The 19,111-nt window shown below is 29.2% G+C and carries 15 protein-coding genes; 8 read left to right on the top strand and 7 right to left on the bottom strand.

Features of this window, described 5'->3' with window-relative positions:
* The first annotated feature begins 29 nt into the window (after positions 1–29).
* The 7 genes from BUB47_RS00515 to gltS all read left to right on the top strand — a co-directional run bounded on the left by BUB47_RS00515 (position 30) and on the right by gltS (position 8,645).
* Positions 30–989: a tyrosine recombinase XerC gene (locus tag BUB47_RS00515; RefSeq protein ID WP_073183377.1), complete on the top strand. Its 960-nt coding sequence runs from the start codon at positions 30–32 to the stop codon at positions 987–989.
* Positions 990–1,075: 86 nt separating this feature from the next.
* Positions 1,076–2,332, top strand: a complete 1,257-nt coding sequence (locus BUB47_RS00510) for an AraC family transcriptional regulator (protein ID WP_073182768.1) — start codon at positions 1,076–1,078, stop codon at positions 2,330–2,332.
* Between the two features lie 126 nt (positions 2,333–2,458).
* A complete protein-coding gene (gene arcA, locus BUB47_RS00505; RefSeq protein ID WP_073182767.1) occupies positions 2,459–3,685 on the top strand; it encodes an arginine deiminase in 1,227 nt (408 codons plus the stop codon).
* 35 nt (positions 3,686–3,720) lie between these two features.
* Entirely contained in the window at positions 3,721–4,713 is a 993-nt protein-coding gene (gene argF, locus BUB47_RS00500) for an ornithine carbamoyltransferase (RefSeq protein ID WP_073182766.1), read from the top strand.
* Between the two features lie 22 nt (positions 4,714–4,735).
* A complete protein-coding gene (gene arcC / locus BUB47_RS00495) occupies positions 4,736–5,674 on the top strand; it encodes a carbamate kinase (protein WP_073182764.1) in 939 nt (312 codons plus the stop codon).
* A 15-nt stretch (positions 5,675–5,689) separates the two neighbouring features.
* On the top strand, positions 5,690–7,141 hold the full coding sequence (locus BUB47_RS00490) for a YfcC family protein (RefSeq protein ID WP_073182763.1): 1,452 nt from the start codon (positions 5,690–5,692) through the stop codon (positions 7,139–7,141).
* Between the two features lie 256 nt (positions 7,142–7,397).
* Complete coding sequence (gltS, locus tag BUB47_RS00485; RefSeq protein WP_073182761.1) at positions 7,398–8,645, top strand: sodium/glutamate symporter; 1,248 nt, start codon at positions 7,398–7,400, stop codon at positions 8,643–8,645.
* 61 nt (positions 8,646–8,706) lie between these two features.
* Here gltS and BUB47_RS00480 read toward each other — a convergent pair whose 3' ends face one another.
* Positions 8,707–9,009 (bottom strand): LysM peptidoglycan-binding domain-containing protein, encoded by a 303-nt coding sequence (locus BUB47_RS00480; protein WP_073182760.1) that lies wholly within the window; start codon positions 9,007–9,009, stop codon positions 8,707–8,709.
* A gap of 172 nt (positions 9,010–9,181) precedes the next feature.
* Between BUB47_RS00480 and lexA the strand changes: the two genes are divergently transcribed.
* A complete protein-coding gene (gene lexA, locus BUB47_RS00475; protein ID WP_073182758.1) occupies positions 9,182–9,799 on the top strand; it encodes a transcriptional repressor LexA in 618 nt (205 codons plus the stop codon).
* Between the two features lie 46 nt (positions 9,800–9,845).
* Here the strand turns inward: lexA and BUB47_RS00470 are convergent, their stop codons facing one another.
* The 6 genes from BUB47_RS00470 to miaB are packed head-to-tail and all read right to left on the bottom strand — an operon-like array spanning position 9,846 to position 19,057.
* Positions 9,846–10,934 (bottom strand): P1 family peptidase, encoded by a 1,089-nt coding sequence (locus BUB47_RS00470; RefSeq protein WP_073182756.1) that lies wholly within the window; start codon positions 10,932–10,934, stop codon positions 9,846–9,848.
* A gap of 54 nt (positions 10,935–10,988) precedes the next feature.
* Positions 10,989–12,275: a methionine gamma-lyase family protein gene (locus tag BUB47_RS00465; RefSeq protein WP_073182755.1), complete on the bottom strand. Its 1,287-nt coding sequence runs from the start codon at positions 12,273–12,275 to the stop codon at positions 10,989–10,991.
* The gene (gene miaA / locus BUB47_RS00460) at positions 12,262–13,179 is read right to left on the bottom strand and encodes a tRNA (adenosine(37)-N6)-dimethylallyltransferase MiaA (protein ID WP_073182753.1); all 918 of its coding nucleotides are present in this window, start codon (positions 13,177–13,179) and stop codon (positions 12,262–12,264) included. Before miaA ends, BUB47_RS00465 begins: the two co-directional genes overlap by 14 nt.
* A 4-nt stretch (positions 13,180–13,183) precedes the next feature.
* Entirely contained in the window at positions 13,184–15,034 is a 1,851-nt protein-coding gene (gene mutL, locus BUB47_RS00455; protein WP_073182751.1) for a DNA mismatch repair endonuclease MutL, read from the bottom strand.
* Positions 15,031–17,661 (bottom strand): DNA mismatch repair protein MutS, encoded by a 2,631-nt coding sequence (gene mutS, locus BUB47_RS00450; RefSeq protein WP_327020988.1) that lies wholly within the window; start codon positions 17,659–17,661, stop codon positions 15,031–15,033. Before mutS ends, mutL begins: the two co-directional genes overlap by 4 nt.
* Entirely contained in the window at positions 17,654–19,057 is a 1,404-nt protein-coding gene (gene miaB / locus BUB47_RS00445) for a tRNA (N6-isopentenyl adenosine(37)-C2)-methylthiotransferase MiaB (RefSeq protein WP_073182749.1), read from the bottom strand. Before miaB ends, mutS begins: the two co-directional genes overlap by 8 nt.
* Positions 19,058–19,111: the final 54 nt, after the last annotated feature.

Raw genomic sequence — 19,111 nt, 5'->3', positions numbered from 1 at the left:
GTTTGTTTTTTTATAAGGAGTTGATAAAAATAATTTATAGTAATTTATTAGATGATTTTTTAGCTTATCTCAAAACTACTAAGGGAGCTTCAGAGACGACATTAAGAGAATATTATTACGATATAAGGACTTTTCTAAGATTTATACTATTGAGAAAAGGCTTTGTTGAAAATGAAGAGTTTAATGAAATTAATATTGATAATATTGATATTGAAGTGCTTAAAGGAGTAAATAAACAAGATATTTATGCTTATAATGCATTTTTAGAAAATAGAAGAAACAATTCAAATAAAACTAAATACAGAAAAATTTCAGCAATTAGAACATTTTTTAATTATCTTTCTACAAAAATAGATGTAATAGACTTTAATCCAGTAGAAAATATTGATATGCCCAAAATCGAAAAGACAATACCTGTATATTTAACCTTAGAAGAGTCTATTCACTTATTAAAAACAGTTCACAATTCAAAGTCTAAGTATAAGCATAGAGACTTTGCTATAATAACACTTTTTTTAAACTGTGGTATGAGATTATCTGAACTATCAAGTTTAAGTGTTGATGATATAAAAGATGATAATACACTGGTGGTTAAGGGTAAAGGAAATAAAGAAAGAGTAATTTATTTAAATGAAGCCTGTATACAAGCACTCAATAAGCATTTTGAATACAGAACTGACGTTGAGGATAAGGCACTTTTTCTCTCTATGAGAAATACTAGAATGAGTAATAGAGCTATACAGAGAATGGTAGAAAAATATATAAAAATGTCAGGACTTGACCCTACAAAATATACTGTCCATAAGTTAAGACATACTGCTGCTACCTTAATGTATCAATATGGGAACGCGGATATAAGAGCATTGCAGGAAATTTTAGGTCATGAATCAGTGACAACTACACAAATTTACACACATATAAATAATAAACACTTAAAACAAACTGTAGAAAGTAATCCTCTTTCAGATATTAATGAGGATACATTTTAATGTGCTTTTTATACGTTTATAATTTATAACTTTACTAAAATGTGATAAAATTAAATAAACAATTAATAATATTAGGAGGCTTACAGATGGATAGTATTTCTGAATTGCAATCGCAATACAGTTCTAGTTTTGATAAAAGAAAAATTTGTTCATACAATGTTGAACAAATAAACGAGCCTACAAAATCTTTAATGCATCAAGAGTCACGTATTTTATTTTTCATAAAGGGGAAGGGCACATTTAAAATCAACGATGTTTCATATAAAATAATTCCAAACTCTTGTGTAGCAATTGTGCCTTGGATAATAACTGAAGTTACTGAAGTAGAAGAGCCCTTACAATTTATTAAAATTGTATACAATTTTAACTTTTTTAATCAAAGTATTAAGTCTGTATATAATTCTTTTAATGACAGTTTTGATATATTTAATGAAATATCAGAATATCCCATAATTTATTGTAGCGAGCATGAGGCTAAAAAATTTATTAAAATTACAAATGATATTAAAAATGAAGTCAGTGCAGAGTCTATTTTAGATGTTAAGAAAGAAAAAATTCTTTCTAATGTTTTTATTACAAATAAAATAGTAGAATTATTAATAAATTTTATTAGAATCGAACAAAAGACTAATATTCTTCCTGAAAATAGCAATAATTCTAGTTTTGATGAAAGGACAACTATTTTTAAATATCTTTATTCTCACTTAAGTGAAAAACCAACATTAAAATCTGTATCAACTTTGTTTTTTATGTCAGAATCAAGTTTATCAAAATATTGTCAAAAAATTACAGGGAATACTTTTCATGACTTGCTAAATGAAATGAGACTTGTTAAAACTATAGATTTTTTATTATATTCAGAGTTTACCTTAAATATGATTGCCGACTTAGTTGGATTTAATGATGCCTCACATCTTTCAAAATTTTTTACTAAAAGAATAGGTACAACCCCAAATCAATATAGAAAAATTAACAGAAATGTATTAAATATGTTAAGCTCAGATGAACGAAACGTGACTTATGATTTAATAAAATATATATCCAACGTTTTCACAGAAGATATAACTGAGTCAGAAGTAGCTAAAGAATTTAATATGTCTGTAATTGAAATGAATAAAATACTGCTATACGTGTTAGAAAAAAATTTTTATGATTTTATAAACTATTTGAGAATTAATCACGCCTGTGAGTTATTAAAAAATACTAATAATAAAATAATCGATATTGCTATAACAGTAGGTTATAACAACACCAAGACATTTAATAATCATTTTATTAAGTTAAAGAAAATGAATCCATCAGAGTTTAGAAAAAACGTGGAAATTCAATATGATTATGATTAGAATTTTTAATTTAAGTCATTTTTACAATTATTTTCATTAACTTTTTCGCATTTAGGAAATCATTTTCGTATACAATTATTGTGTAAGAATTTTTAGTATATAAATATTATTTAGGAGGTTGTAATTATGACAGTTATTAACGTAACAAGTGAGATTAAGCCTTTAAAAAAGGTGTTGCTTCACAGACCAGGTAGAGAGTTATTAAATTTAACTCCAGATACTCTAGAAAGGCTTTTATTTGACGATATTCCTTTCTTAAAAGTTGCTCAAGAGGAACATGATGCTTTTGCTGATATTTTAAGAAATGAAGGCGTAGAAGTAGTATATTTAGAAGATTTAATGGCTGAAACTCTTGAACAAAATCAAGGTTTAAGAGAACAATTTTTAAAACAATTTATTGAAGAAGCAGGAATACACTCAGAAAGATATCAAAAAATTCTTTTTGATCACTTAAATGCAATTAAGGATAATAAAGAACTTGTATTGAAAACAATGGAAGGTGTAAATCTAAATGAATTAAATATTGAAAAAAGCAATTCACTTATAGATTTAGTTAACTCAGAAAAGTCTAAAATGGTTTTAGACCCAATGCCAAACCTTTACTTTACAAGAGATCCATTTGCTTCAGTAGGAAGTGGAGTAGTTCTTAATAGAATGTATTCTCAAACAAGAAATAGAGAAACTATATATTCGGATTATATATTTAAATATCACAATGAATACAAGGGAAAAATTGAATTGCTTTACAATAGAGATCTTCCTTTCCATATAGAAGGTGGAGATGTTCTTAACTTAAACGATAAAATTTTAGCTATTGGTATTTCTCAAAGAACTGAACCAGATGCAATAGATTTACTAGCTAAAAATATATTCTATAATTCAGATTGTAAAATTGAAAAGATTTTAGCTTTTGATATTCCTGTTAAAAGAGCATTTATGCACTTAGATACAGTATTCACTCAAATTGACGTTGATAAATTTACTGTTCATCCAGAAATTTTAGGCACTCTTAGAGTATTTGAAATTACAAAATCTGATGTTAAAGATGAACTTAAAGTAGTAGAGATTCAAGATACTTTAGAAAATATACTTTCAACTTATCTTGAAACAAAAGTAGATTTAATTCCTTGTGGCGGTGGAGATGAAATTATTGCAGCAAGAGAACAATGGAATGATGGTTCTAATACACTTTGTATAAGACCGGGAACAATTGTAGTATATGAAAGAAATGACGTTACTAATAAAATATTAGAAGAAAAAGGATTAAACTTACTTGTAATGCCAAGTGCGGAATTATCTAGAGGTCGTGGAGGTCCTAGATGTATGAGTATGCCACTAATTAGAGAAGATTAATCTTAAGATATATGCTTTTTGAAAGGATGATATAAATGCCTGTAAATTTACAAGGAAGAAGTTTTTTAAAATTATTAGATTTTAGCACTGAAGAAATTAAATATTTATTAGATTTATCTAGACAATTTAAAAATTTAAAGTTATCTAGAACGCCTCATAGATATTTAGAAGGAAAAAACATTGTACTTTTATTTGAAAAAACTTCTACTAGAACACGTTGTTCATTTGAAGTTGGAGCTTATGATTTGGGAATGAATGTAACTTATCTTGAGCCAGGAACTTCTCAAATGGGCAAAAAAGAATCTGTAGAAGACACAGTAAGAGTTTTAGGTAGATTCTATGATGGAATCGAATACAGAGGATATTCACAAGAATTAGTTGAAGAAATGGCTGCTAAAGCAGGCGTTCCTGTTTGGAATGGACTTACTGATGAATTTCATCCTACTCAAATGTTAGCCGATGTTTTGACAATGGAAGAAAACCTAGGAAATGTTAAGGGATTAAACCTTACATTTATGGGAGATGCAAGAAATAACGTTGCAAATTCATTGATGGTAGTATCTGCAAAACTTGGAATTAATTTCACTGCTTGTGGTCCAAAAGAATTAATGCCAGAAGAAGGGTTAGTAGAAACTTGTAGACAAATTGCCGAAGAAAATGGTAGTACTATAACTTTAACAGATGATGTTAAAAAAGGTTGCACTGGTGCTCATGCTATATATACAGATATTTGGGTTTCCATGGGTGAGCCAGATGAAGTTTGGGAAGAGAGAATTAAGCTTCTTGAACCTTATAGAGTAACTAAGGAAGTTATGGAAATGGGAGATAAAAATGCTATATTTTTACACTGCCTACCATCTTTCCACGATACAAATACAGTTATCGGACAAGACATTGCTAAAAAATTCAATATAACTGAAATGGAAGTTTCAGATGAAGTTTTTGAATCTAAACAATCTAAAGTTTTTGATGAGGCTGAAAACAGAATGCATACAATAAAAGCTATTATGTATGCAACATTAAAATAAAATAATAAGGGGACAAAATAATATGACAAAGAGAATTGTAATCGCTCTTGGAGGAAATGCACTTGGAAATACTCCAGAAGAACAATTGAAATTAGTTAAAGATACAGCTAAACCAATTGTAGATTTATTAAAAGAGGGTTATGAAATAATGATTGGTCACGGAAATGGTCCTCAAGTTGGAATGATTAACCTTGCGATGGAATATGCATCGCAAGGTGAAGTCAATACACCTTACATGCCGTTTCCTGAATGTGGTGCAATGAGCCAAGGATATATTGGATATCATTTGCAACAAGCAATAGGAAATGAACTAAAAAATCAAAAAATTGATAAATCTTGTGCTACTGTTGTTACACAAGTTATTGTTGATGAAAATGATAAAGCTTTTTCTAATCCTACTAAACCAATAGGGTCTTTTTATTCTAAAGAAGAGTCTGAAAAAATAGCTAAGGAAAAGGGATATACATTTGTTGAAGATTCAGGAAGGGGATATAGACGTGTTGTTGCTTCTCCTCAACCTGTAGAAATTGTAGAGTCTGACATTATTAAAAGCATAGTTAACAATGGCAATATAGTTATAACAGTTGGAGGTGGCGGAATACCTGTAATAAAAACTAAAGATGGATTAAAGGGCGTTCCTGCTGTAATAGATAAGGATTCTTCAAGTGCAAAACTTGCATTAGAACTTGAAGCTGACATGCTAGTTGTTTTAACAGCTGTTGAAAAGGTTGCGATTAACTTCAATACACCTGATCAAATAGACCTTTCATCACTAACTTTAGATGAAGTTAATAAATATATTGCAGAAGATCAATTTGCAAAGGGATCAATGCTTCCAAAGGTTGAATCATGTAAACGATTTGTTGAAAATAGTAAAAAAGACTCCATAGCAATTATCACTTCACTTGAAAAAGCTGCTGAGGCAATAAAGGGAGAGACAGGAACTGTTATTAGAAAATAATAAGAGGTGATAGTAATGGAAGGTAACAAAAAAAAGAAAAAATCGATATCTTCATTTAGTATTTTATTTATAATATTAATAATAATTTTTATAGTTTCAAAATTTCTTGATGGACAAACATTTGCTCCAGTAGTGCCTAAAGGAGCAGAAGAAGCTGTTTCAGCTGTTGTAGGTGCAGATCTTCCTACATTAGTAATGGCTCCATATAATGGATTTGTAGATGCAATAGATATTTCTATATTCGTACTTGTACTAGGAGGTTTTTTAGGACTTGTAACAGCAACAGGAGCACTAGATGCAGGTATTCAAAGATTAGTTAAAAATAGTAAAGGGAAAGAAGTTTTTTTAATTGTAGTATTAATGACTTTATTCTCAATAGGTGGTTCTACTTATGGTATGGCAGAAGAAACAGTAGCGTTTTATGCAATTGTTACATCAGCCATGGTAGCAGCGGGATTTGACTCCTTAGTGGCAGTAGGTACTATTTGTTTAGGTGCCGGAGCCGGGGTACTGGGTTCTACAGTTAACCCTTTTGCAACAAGTGTTGCAGTTGATGCACTTAGAGGTGCAGGATATGAATCTGATTGGGGAATTATTTTACCGATAGGTGTTATTTTATGGTTAACAACACTTGTTATTTGTATTTACTTTGTTGTAAAATATGCAAAAAAAGTACAACGTGATAAAGGATCAACTTTACTTTCTCTTCAAGAACAAGAAGATATGGAAAGAGAGTTTGGTTCTCATACAGAAAAAGAACTTGAATTTACGGGTAAACATAAGGCTGTATTATTGGTTTTTGCATTTACATTTGTAGTTATGGTAATTTCACTTATTCCTTGGCCTGATTTAGGTGTTACTATCTTTGATGGTTGGACTTCCGTTTTAACAGGAACCAGCTTTGGAGAATGGTACTTTGCTGAACTTGCAATGTGGTTCTTAATAATGGGAATAATTATTGCAATAATTGGCGGAATGAGTGAAAGTGAAATTGTTGATAACTTTGTAGCTGGTTCAGCTGATATTTTATCTGTAGTTTTAATAATAATAGTATCACGTGCAGTATCTGTTTTAATGCAAAACACTCATATAGATGCACTAATTCTTGATAGGGCATCTAATGCACTAAGTGGAACAAATACAATTGTATTTGTAATAGGTTCTTATGCATTATATCTATTCTTATCATTCTTAATACCATCCACATCAGGACTTGCAACAGTATCTATACCTGTAATGGGTGCTTTAGCAGCTAATTTAAATATGAGCCCTGAAGTAATGATAATGATATTCTGTGGCGGATGTGGACTTATTAACTTAGTTACTCCAACATCAGGTGTGGTAATGGGTGGCCTTCAAATGGCAAGAGTAAATTATACAACTTGGGTAAAATTTGTTACTAAGCCTATGGTTCTCATTGGAGTAGTAAACGTAGTCATCTTATGTGCTTCAATGCTAATATTTTAACCAATAATTAAACTTAATAAAATAAATATAACACTCTCTGATTATTAGTACAAATCTAATAGTCAGAGAGTGTTATTTAATATAAATTATTTGAATAGTAAAATATATTATTCATCATATTGTAAAATAGTGTTACATTATTAAGAAGTATGTTAAAATGAATATTATCATTGTAAATTAAAATTTACTGTTGATTATTGAAGGAGGCAAATTCAATATAGTTTATAATGAATTTTTATAATTTAGGAGGTATAATATGGGATTAGAAAAAATTGATAATGTACTAAATATAAATATTGACTCAATTATGACTTTAGCATTTGCTGCAGTACTTTTACTTTTAGGATATTTTGTTGTAAATAAATCTAAAATGCTTCAAAAATATTGTATTCCAGCACCAGTTGTTGGTGGATTTATATTTATGTTTATAACTTGGATAGGGCACAGCACAGGGTCTTTTAATGTAAATTTCGAAAATATATTTCAAGATACTTTTATGCTGGCTTTTTTCACAACAGTTGGACTAGGTGCTAGTTTTACTTTACTTAAAAAAGGAGGAAAACTATTATTAATATACTGGGTAATATGTGGAGTTATTTCTATTTGCCAAAACTCAATTGGAATAATAGTTTCCAAAGTGACAGGGCTAGAAGCTCCTTATGCACTTCTTGCAAGCTCTATATCAATGATAGGTGGACATGGTGCAGCCTTGTCTTATGGACAGACATTTGCTGACATGGGATATGATATAGCTCCATTAGTAGGTGCTGCCGCTGCTACATTCGGTCTTATTTCTGCTGTATTAGTAGGTGGTCCACTAGGTAGGCGTTTAATAGAAAAAAATCATTTAAAACCCGATGAATCAGAAGAATTTGATACATCAATTACGGATATCAATGCAGATACAGGGCAAAAATTATCAGATTTAGATATTATAAAAAATGTATCAGTAATATTGATATGTATGGCAATTGGAAGTATGATCGCCGGATGGGTTAGTACTTATATATTAAAAGACATACAGTTACCTAGTTATGTAGGAGCTATGTTTGTGGCAGTTATAGTTCGTAATTTAAACGAAAAATTTCATATGTATAAATTTGATTTTCCATTAGTAGATAATATAGGAAATGTAATGTTGAATTTATATTTATCATTGGCACTTATGACATTAAAATTATGGGAACTCTCAGGTCTTGTTGGTGGAGTACTATTAGTAGTTGTATGCCAAGTAATATTTATGGTATTAATTGCATACTTTGTTGTATTTAGGATATTAGGGAAGAATTACGATGCAGCAGTTATGTGCGCTGGACTATGTGGTCATGGACTTGGTGCTACACCATCAGCTATTGTAAATATGACAGCCTTAAATGAAAAATATGGTATGTCTCGAAAAGCTATGATGATTGTCCCTATAGTAGGGGCGTTTTTAGTAGATATTATTTATCAACCTGTTACAATATGGTTTATAAAAACTTTTGTTTCAGGTTTTACTGGATAGAGTAGTATATAAAAGCACACAAAAATAGACACAAAATAATAATTTTGTGTCTATTTTTGTGTTAAATATCATTTGGTATTATAATTGTTTGACCTGGATAGATGTCAGTAGTAATGTCATTTAAGTCAGTAATTAAGTTAACATAATCTCTTTTATCTCTCTTGATTGCAAAATTATCGCTTACAATTGACCAAATTGTATCATTTTTTTTAACTGTATAATAAGTATATGATTGTACTTCATTTATATTTTCATCACTAAAATAATTTGACAAGTTTGTAGTTTGTACTCCTGTCCCAAAAATAAATATTACCAGCAAGAAAACTATACATCTAAATTTGTTTAAATAAATCTTCTTATTCATAATAATAACCTCTCTTTTATAAAATATAAAAATAAATATATGTTCAGAATGTTTGTTCTTATTCTTATTTTATACGAACATACATTTATTGTCAATACATTTTATTAAACAAACGTTTGAAATGTTTGTTCTTTTTTGTTATAATGGAATTAATTCAAAATGGAGGTAAATTATGTACGAAGACTTAACTCAACGAGAAACAGAAGTACTTATGTTTATAAAAAGAGCTCTTGATTCTAAAGGTTACCCACCTACTGTTCGTGAAATTTGTCAAGAATTGGAAATTAAGAGTACTTCAACAGTGCATGGAAGCCTTGAAAGGCTGGAAAATAAGGGATATATAAAAAAAGATCCTACAAAGCCAAGAGCTATTGAAATAATGGACACTAACGATGATTTCTTAATGATTAAAAAGAAGACTGTGGATATACCAATTGTTGGCTGTGTCACAGCTGGTATGCCAATATTAGCCTATGACAACATAGAAGATACGCAGCCTCTTCCCATAGACTTTGCACAGGATAAAAATTTATTCATTTTAAAAGTTCGTGGTGAGAGTATGATAAATGCCGGTATTCTTGAAGGTGACTATGTAATTATTGAGAAATCTGATTTTGCTAGAAATGGTGAAATGGTATTAGCTCTAATTGGCGAAGAATCTACTATAAAGACATTTTATAAAGAAAAAGATGGATATAGATTACAACCTGAAAATGATTTTATGGAACCGATTTTTGTAAAAGACTTAAGTATTTTAGGAAAAATTGTAGGTTTATACAGAAAAATATAGAGCTAAATTACATAGCTCTATATTTTTTATACTTAATCTTATTTAATTATATATCTAATTCTAAATTTACATTTTTCATATTGTCTTTTAGTGAGTATATTATTTTGCCATTTCTTCCTACAGTTGTCTCACTGTGATATATTGAGCTGACAATTGATTCTTCAATAGAGTCAACAGTTGCCTTAAAAACAATATCAATTTTATCATCATCTAATACTTGAGTGTTAAATATAGAATTTTCAGAGTTGGCAAATATTTTATTTGATGTAGAAAATGCAATTGCAATATCTCCGCTTCCGTGGCCCATATAAGAGCCTACTCTACCTAAAGCTATAGAAGCTCTATTTGCTATTCTCTTTAACTGTCTATCACTTGCTGGTAGGTCTGTGGCTATGACTATTATTATAGATCCCTTTTCCCTATCATTAATATCATCATTTTCCAGTTCCAGTTTTTCTTCTTTATTTTTTTTCCTTGCTAAGTACATTCTCTCACCAATAGGGTCGCCACATATCCTAAAGTCTTTTATATTTCCTGTATTTGAAAGCACTAGAGTTCCTATTGTATATTCTTTTTCATTAAAAGATATCACTCTAGAAGAAGAGCCTATTCCACCTTTTAAGTTCATGGATATCATTCCACGACCAGCTCCGACACTTCCTTCTTTAAAGTCAGATGAAGCATTTTCTATGGCATCAATTACATCTTCCTCTTTAACGTGTAGACCTCTCATATCATTTAAAACTCCATCATTACACTCAGTTACAATGCAGTTTGTTGCACCAGAGTTTGCTCCCATATCCTTGTGCTTACTCATCATATATTTAATACTGGCAGTTAATGCTGTTCCAACACTAAGCGTATTGGTCATTATTATAGGAGATTCGATGGAGCCCAGTTCATCAATTTGTATTAGTCCAACACTTTTTCCAAAGCCATTTAATATAGAAGCTGCTGCTACGACTTTTTCATTATAGATATCCCCACCATGAGGTAGTACTGCTGTTACACCGGTATTTATATCCCCATCATCCAATGTAACATGCCCTATTCTTACCCCTTTTACATCAGTAATTTTGTTTTTTTCTCCCTTTTTGTAAGGTCCAAAGGTATACTTATTTGAATTAATTCCCACTATTTCACTTCCTCCTAATAATATAATACTTAATATACTTAAACTTACATTAACCTATATTTTTATATAGTTTTTCAACTTAAAGTTGGCAAGTACTTTCATTAATGCAAATTTTGCATGATAATATGTCAATCCACCTTGATAGTATACGTAATACGGCTCTCTCATAGGCCCATCTGCTGAAAGTTCAATAGAAGACCCTTCAATAAAATCGCCTGCTGCCATTATTACCTTGTCATCATATCCCGGCATATCCCAAGGTTCAGGAGTATAGTGAGAATCTACAGGTGATGACTCCTGAATAGCTCTACAGAACTCACATAATTTATCAGGATCATCTAACTTAATAGATAGAATTATATCAGAGCGTTTTTCTGTATAGTCAGGAAAACACTCATATCCCAATTTAGAAAATACTACAGAAAATAAAAGCGCTGCTTTAATGGCATCTTCTACTACTTTTGGGGCAATAAAAAGACCTTGTAACACTTGTCTGGTTGTGCCAAAAGTCAATCCACAATCTTTTCCAATTCCCGGAGCTGTTAATCTATTGGAAATTAAATCTATATACTTTTTTTTACCAACTATATATCCACCAGAGTAAGCTAGACCCCCACCTGGATTTTTAATAAGCGATCCTGCAATTATATCAGCTCCAAAGTTTGAAGGCTCATATATGTCAGTAAACTCCCCATAACAATTATCTACAAATACAATACAATTAGGAGCAAAGTTTTTGATTTTTTTAATTGCTTCTTCTAATAGTTCTATACTTAAAGCTTTTCTATCACTATATCCGGTAGAACGCTGTAACATAATTACTTTAGTATTAGTTTTAATTTCTTTTTTAAGAGCCTCAAAATCTATTTTATTGTCTTTCATTGGTACTTCAGAATATTCAATTTTCTGATCCATCATATTTCCAGGTTCATCTCCAGTAATACCTATTACCTTTAATAAGGTGTCATAAGGCGTTCCTGAAGCTGATAAGAGGTGATCACCAGGTTTTAGTACTCCAAATAAGCTTAAAGAAATTGCATGGGTACCACTTACAATGTTAGGTCTAACTAGAGCATCTTCTGTTGAAAAAATATCACTATAAATTTTTTCAACCTTTTCTCTACCTACATCTCCATATCCATATCCTGTAGTCCAATTAAAATCAGTTGATTGTAATTTACTATCCTGCATAGCTTTTAAAATTTTTACTTGATTATATTGACTTATTGAGCTTAACTCCTCAAATCTATGTTCTAAAATTTTTTCACATTCATTTACAAAATCACAAATATTATTGTCTATTTTATAATTGTCAAAAATAAAATCTTTAAATATTTCCAAATTTTTCTCCTATTAGTTTCATTAATTTATATTCTAAGTCCTCTTCTTCCCTATCAAACCAAACAATTCTCTCGTCTCTTCTAAACCATGTCAACTGTCTTTTAGCATAGTGTCTAGAATTTTTTTTAATTAGTTCAATTGCTTCATCTAAAGTTATTTCATTATATAGGTAACTTATAATTTCTCTATATCCTATAGCTTTAAATGAATTTAAATCTCTACTATAACCTAAATCTAACAATTTTTTAGTTTCTTGAACAAGTCCATTATCCATCATTTGTTCAACTCGTTCATTAATTTTTTTATATAAATTTTCTCTTTCCATATTTAATCCAATATAAAGTAGATTATACTCACTATTTTCTTCTCTAAATCTACTGACTTCTTTGGATTTTGATGATTTTAAAATTTCCAGAGCTCTTATTATTCTATTTTTATTATTTTTATCAATTGTTTCGGCTAAATTTTTATCTGCTTTTACTAACTGTTCATATAAGCTATCTAATCCATTAGTCTCTACAAGTGATTCCAAATAATTTCTATACTCTAAATCCTTACTTGTATTTTGAAAATTTAAATTATAAACTATTGAATTAATATATAGTCCTGTGCCTCCAACTATAAGGGGTAATTTATTTTTTTCTTGAATATTGGAAATTGTTTTTTTACATTTATCTTGAAACATTGAAACTGAAAACTCTTCATCAGGATTTACAATATCAATTAAGTGATGTTGTATATTAGTTGAACATAAATTTAATTTGGCAGTCCCAATATCCATTCCCCTATAAATTTGCATAGAGTCAGCTGAAATTATTTCGCAATTAAATTTTTCAGCAATATCTAGGGAAATTTCAGTTTTACCTATTCCTGTAGGACCTGTTAAAATTAACAAGTTATTCAATCTATCACTCCCTTAAAAATAACTTTTCAATATCATATTTTTTAACCTCAATAATTGTAGGTCTCCCATGGGGACAAGTGTAAGGATTATCACAGTTAATTAAGTCTTTTAACAGATAGTCTACTTCTATATTAGATAGTCTGTCACCTGCTTTAACAGCTGACTTACAAGCTTTTTTCATTATTTTATATGGGTCGACTTCATAACTTGATTTAATATTTCTATCAAGAGAAGATATTGCATCATAAATAAAATTAGTATATGAACCTTCGCCAAAAACCATAGGAATTTCTCTTAAAATAAGTGTATTATCGCCAAATTCTTCAATCTCAAAACCTAAATTTTGAAATTGAGTTAAATTATTTTGCACCTTGGACATTTCTTCAGGGCTTAAACTAATTACTTCCGGCTTTAATAAAATTTGTTTTAATACACTTGATGATTCGTATTGTCTCTTATATTTTTCATACATTATTCTTTCGTGCGCTGCATGTTGATCTACTAAATATATTTTTTCCAAAGCAGTGTTTTCAAGTATAATAAATGTTTTAAATAATATTCCAACTATTTTAGCATCTAAGATAGAATTGTCTATTTTTGAAAACTTATTTCCCTCAAAAATATTTTCGCTTTCAGCATTAGCATTATAATCTTCTGATTCATCTTTTAATACTTCATATTCAGAGATTTTTACATTCTTACTTTGAAAATCTTCTGTATCTTCTATTGCATTTACATTATTTTTAATAAAATTATCTTGAACTATCTCACTTTTATTTGAATTAATTAAGTTGTCATTAAATATTTCAAATACTGATTTTTCTTCTGTTTTATTCTCCTTATAACTTTCAATCGGGTCTGGTATTCTCCTATTAGGGTAAAGTACTTCCTCTACAGTTTCTCCAATAATTGCAAGTACATTGTTATCCTTAGATAGTTTTACTTCATGTTTTTTAGGATGAATGTTTACATCTACTAATATAGGGTCAATATCTAAATACAATAAAAATACAGGGTATCTATTTAATGGAATTAGAGAATAGTAATATTTTTCAATTATTTTTGATATTTCTAAATTTTTTACATATCTGCCATTTATATAGATGTATTGATGCATTCTGTTAGATCTGTAGAGTTTGTTGTTAGAAAAATAAATATTTATTTTATAAGATTCAGAATTAAATGTATTGTTCAGTAAATTACTTGCTATATCTCTGCCTAAAATTGAAAAAATTCTATTTTTAATATTTGCCTCTGAATTGGTATTCATTATAACTTTATTGTCTCTTATTAATTTAATGGAAATATCAGGATTGCCAAGAGAAATTTTTTGAACGACTTCATAGATGTAATTAAATTCAACGTTGTCATTTTTTAAATATTTTTTTCTAACAGGAGTATTAAAAAATACATCTCTAACAAAAAATGTAGTGCCTTTCGGCAAACCTACATTGTTTAATTTATCAATCTTTCCATTGGATATTTCAGCTCTTAATCCAGTTAGAGAATCTTCTGTTTTAGTAAGCACTTCCAATTTTGAAATATGAGATATACTAGCTAGTGCTTCTCCTCTAAATCCTAATGATACGATATTGTTCAAATCTTCAACAGTTCTTAATTTAGATGTTGCATGACGTAAGAAGGCAAGGTTTAAATCACTTTCATCCATGCCATCTCCATCGTCAGTAATTCTGATAAAATCGCCAATACTTCCCTTTATTTCTACAATTATATTTTTAGAATTTGCATCTATTGAATTTTCTATTAATTCTTTTACTATTGATGCAGGATTTTCAATTATTTCTCCTGCAGCTATTTTTGAAACCGTAGCTTCATCTAAAACTATTATACTCATATTAAATCCTTTGATTTCTTTATTATTTGGTCAAGCAAATTTAAAGCTTGAATAGGAGATATTTCATTTACATTTATAGCATTGACATCTTTTATAAAATCGTCTTTTTTAACGTCAAATATGCTTTTTTGTTCAACTTTATAGGTTTTATTATTTAATACATTTTTATTTATTTTCATTTCTTCTTCATTTTGCATATCAGTTAGTAATTCATTTGCTCGATTAACAATATATTCATTAACGCCTGCAAGTTTTGCCACTTCAATTCCGTAGGAGTTATTGCTAAATCCTTCTATAATTTTTCTCAAAAATACAATTGAATCTTCTTTTTTTTCTACAGCAATAGTTAAATTTGTAACATTGTCATATTTTTCACTTAAATTGACTAGTTCATGATAGTGTGTTGCAAATAGAGTTTTGGCTTTTACTGCAGTTGCAATGTACTCAATAATAGACCAGGCAATTGACAGTCCATCATAAGTACTCGTTCCCCTACCCACTTCATCAAGTATTAAAAAAGAGTCTTTAGTTGCATTTTTTATAATATTTGAAACTTCTTTCATTTCGACCATGAATGTACTGTCGCCTCTGGCTAAGTTATCTGATGCTCCTATTCTAGTAAAAATACGGTCCACTATAGAAATATTTGCGCTTTTACAAGGCACAAAAGACCCCATTTGAGCCATTATAATTATTATGGCAACTTGTCTCATGTAAGTAGATTTACCTGCCATATTCGGCCCTGTAATCACATGAATTAGATTTTTGTCCATATCCATACAAGTATCATTTGGAACGAATAGTTCTTCTGTGAACTTTGATTCAACTATTGGATGTCGTCCATCTTTAATAGATATGACACCTTCTGTATTTAAAGTTGGCCTAACATAGTTATTATTTTTAGCCACAATAGATAGAGATACTAAAACGTCAATTTTAGCAATTTCTTTAGCCGTTTTTTGAATAGAAAATAAGTTACTTAATAAAAATGCCTTTAAACTATTAAATATTTTCATTTGGAGTTTTAAAGCTTCATCCTTTGAACCAAGTAACCTTGATTCCATTTCCTTTAATTCAATAGAAAAATATCTTTCTGAACCTACTAGAGTTTGTTTTCTAATATAGTCAGATGGAACTTGTTCAATATTTGCCTTTGTAACTTCAATAAAATATCCTAAAATTTTATTGTACTTTACTCTTAATTTTTTTATACCTGTTCTATTTTTTTCTCTTTCCTCTAAATCTAATATCCACTGTTTACCCTTTTCACTAGCTTCAAAAAGCTCATCCAGTTCTTCAGAATAACCATGTTTAATAAATCTATTATCATCAATAATAACAGGTGGGTCATCAACTATAATTGTATTAATTTCACTTCTTATTTGCTCAAGTGAATTTAAATTATAAGATAATTTATTAATCATTTTATTTTCTGACCTTGAAAACAACTCTTTAATGTCTTCAATATATTCTAAAGAATTTGAAAGCGAAACCATTTCCTTTGGATTTATACTCTTATTGGAAATCTTAACACTTAGTCTCTCGATATCATAAATTTGTTTTAACAGCGTTCCCGTACTATCAAGTAACATTAAATCTGAAATAAAACTTTCTAAAATGTCAAATCTCTCTTCTATTTGTTTTTTATTTACTAGAGGCTCTTCTATCCATTTTTTTAGCTCTCTTGAACCCATAGCAGTTTTTGTACTATCTAATATTTCCAAAAGTGATTCAGACCTATTATCAGTATTTATCCCCTTAATTAGCTCTAAATTTTTTTTACAGTGCTCATCTAAAATTAAAAAGTTTTTATCTTCATAGTAAATTATACTGTTTAAGTGATTTAAGCTCATTTTTTGAGTCTTTATTAAATATTTAAGCAATACATTAATAGAGGAATAATCGTCAATTTTTCCTTCGTTTTTTAATGTAGATAAATCTTTAAAAATATTTTCGTTTATAAAACTTTCTTCTTCTACAGATAAATCAACACCATCAAATATATCTTCAATATAATTAATATAAAATTGTGATGAAGTTAAAAATACATTTAATTTTTTATCATCTTGTTTATTTATTAATATTTCAGAGGGATTTATTCTGTAACATTCATCAGTAAAAAAGTTAGTTAAATCATCAAAATTAAAAAAAGTTTTAAAAGTTGTATATACTTCACCTGTACTGTAGTCAGCATAGCTAATATAAATATTATTTCTATTAATTATTGCTGATAATAAATAATTATTTTCATCTCTTTTCAAATAGTTAGTATCTGTAAATGTCCCGGGAGTTAGTATTTTAGTAACTCCTCGCTTCACGAGTCCCTTAGCAAGAGCTGGATCTTCCATTTGATCGCAGATTGCAACTTTATATCCCTTGTTAATTAATTTTGAAATATAACTGTCTGCAACGTGATATGGTACGCCACACATTGGATAGCTGTTTGCGCTATTCCCCGCTCTTTTTGTCAAGGCAATATCTAGTTCTCTAGATGCAATAACTGCATCGTCAAGAAACATTTCATAAAAATCTCCCAACCTAAAGAACAGTATTTCCTCTTTGTGATTTTCTTTTATTTTTAAATACTGTTCCATCATTGGGGTTAAGTTATTATCTTTTTTATTCAATTATTTCACCTTTTAATGAAAAAGTATTGGCACTTGTAATATTTACATCGACTATATTGCCAATCTGTTCTTTAGTTCCCTTAAAATTCACTAATTTAAATTCTTCAGTTCTTCCTGATAAATAATCTTTGTTGTTTTTACTAAAGTCATCTACTAAAACTTTACATTTTTTACCTATAAACTCGCTATTCTTTTTAAGTTGAATTGGATACAGGACATCTAACAATTTTTCAAACCTTTCATGCTTTACTTTGTCAGGTACTTGTTCTTTAGATCTACCAGCTATAGTTCCCTCTCTAATTGAATAGATAAATGTAAAGGCAGTATCATATTCCACCTTTTTAACAAGGTCTATTGTCTCCAAGAAATCTTCTTCACTTTCAGATGGAAATCCTATCATTAAATCAGTGCTAATAGCTATATTCGGATTTATATTTCTAATTTTATATATTTTTTCTAAATAGTCTTCCTTAGTATATTTTCTATTCATTAAATTTAAAATTCTACTAGATCCTGATTGTATTGGAAGGTGTAAAAAATTACATAGTTTATCTAAATCTTTAAAAGCATACATCAGTTCATCAGATATGTCTTTCGGATGAGATGTCATAAATCTAATTCTTTCAATTCCATCAATATCATTAATTTTGTAGAGCAGGTCCGAAAAACTTATTGGATGATTTAAAGTTTTTCCATAGGAATTTACATTTTGACCTAGTAAAGTAATTTCCTTGGTTCCATTTTTTGCTAAATTTTTAATTTCTAACAATATATCCTCTGGATTTCTACTATCTTCCCTACCTCTAGTAAATGGCACTATGCAATATGTGCAGAAATTATTGCAACCATACATTATATTCACATATGATTTATAGGAATATAGTCTATTTGCTCCTAAATAATCATCAAACTTTTCCTGAGTTTCTTCTATATCAATAGCAAGTTCTTTTGTAGAATAGTTTCTCACTATTAATTCCGGAAGTTTCCAAATATTATTTGTACCAAATATAATATCTACATTTTTAAAGTTGTCAATAACGTACTCACGTGATTCATTCCTCTGCATCATACAGCCGCACACGGCTACTTTTAATTTTGGATTGCGTTTTTTTAAGGGTTTTAAATTACCCAATTGTCCATAGACTTTATCTTCAGCTGAGTGCCTAATTGAGCATGTGTTTAAAACAACAAAATCGCTATCTTCAATATCTTCAACCAAAGTGTATCCCATTTTTTCAAGTAGCCATTCAATTTTTTCAGAGTCGTGTTCATTCATTTGACAACCATGAGTAATTACCTTCGCATTTTTACCTATAGAGTAATTTTCCATTACATCTGTTATATATTCATTTATATTTTTGTTAAAATCATTTAATAAATCTATATTATCTTTCATATTAATATCATCACCAATTAATTATTATATCACAGCTATAAGCATATTTTAAAC

It is taken from the genome of Anaerosphaera aminiphila DSM 21120 (assembly GCF_900129925.1).
In the GTDB taxonomy this organism is placed as follows: Bacteria; Bacillota; Clostridia; order Tissierellales; family Peptoniphilaceae; genus Anaerosphaera; species Anaerosphaera aminiphila.
This window is presented reverse-complemented; position numbering and strand designations above follow the sequence as displayed.

Bases quoted from the DNA above. Each gene is read 5' to 3' on its own strand.
- arcC (WP_073182764.1), top strand. From the start codon at position 4,736: ATGACAAAGAGAATTGTAATCGCTCTTGGAGGAAATGCACTTGGAAAT.
- gltS (WP_073182761.1), top strand. From the start codon at position 7,398: ATGGGATTAGAAAAAATTGATAATGTACTAAATATAAATATTGACTCA.
- mutL (WP_073182751.1), bottom strand. From the start codon at position 15,034: ATGAGTATAATAGTTTTAGATGAAGCTACGGTTTCAAAAATAGCTGCA.
- BUB47_RS00510 (WP_073182768.1), top strand. From the start codon at position 1,076: ATGGATAGTATTTCTGAATTGCAATCGCAATACAGTTCTAGTTTTGAT.
- lexA (WP_073182758.1), top strand. From the start codon at position 9,182: ATGTACGAAGACTTAACTCAACGAGAAACAGAAGTACTTATGTTTATA.
- BUB47_RS00480 (WP_073182760.1), bottom strand. From the start codon at position 9,009: ATGAATAAGAAGATTTATTTAAACAAATTTAGATGTATAGTTTTCTTG.
- BUB47_RS00490 (WP_073182763.1), top strand. From the start codon at position 5,690: ATGGAAGGTAACAAAAAAAAGAAAAAATCGATATCTTCATTTAGTATT.
- miaB (WP_073182749.1), bottom strand. From the start codon at position 19,057: ATGAAAGATAATATAGATTTATTAAATGATTTTAACAAAAATATAAAT.
- argF (WP_073182766.1), top strand. From the start codon at position 3,721: ATGCCTGTAAATTTACAAGGAAGAAGTTTTTTAAAATTATTAGATTTT.
- arcA (WP_073182767.1), top strand. From the start codon at position 2,459: ATGACAGTTATTAACGTAACAAGTGAGATTAAGCCTTTAAAAAAGGTG.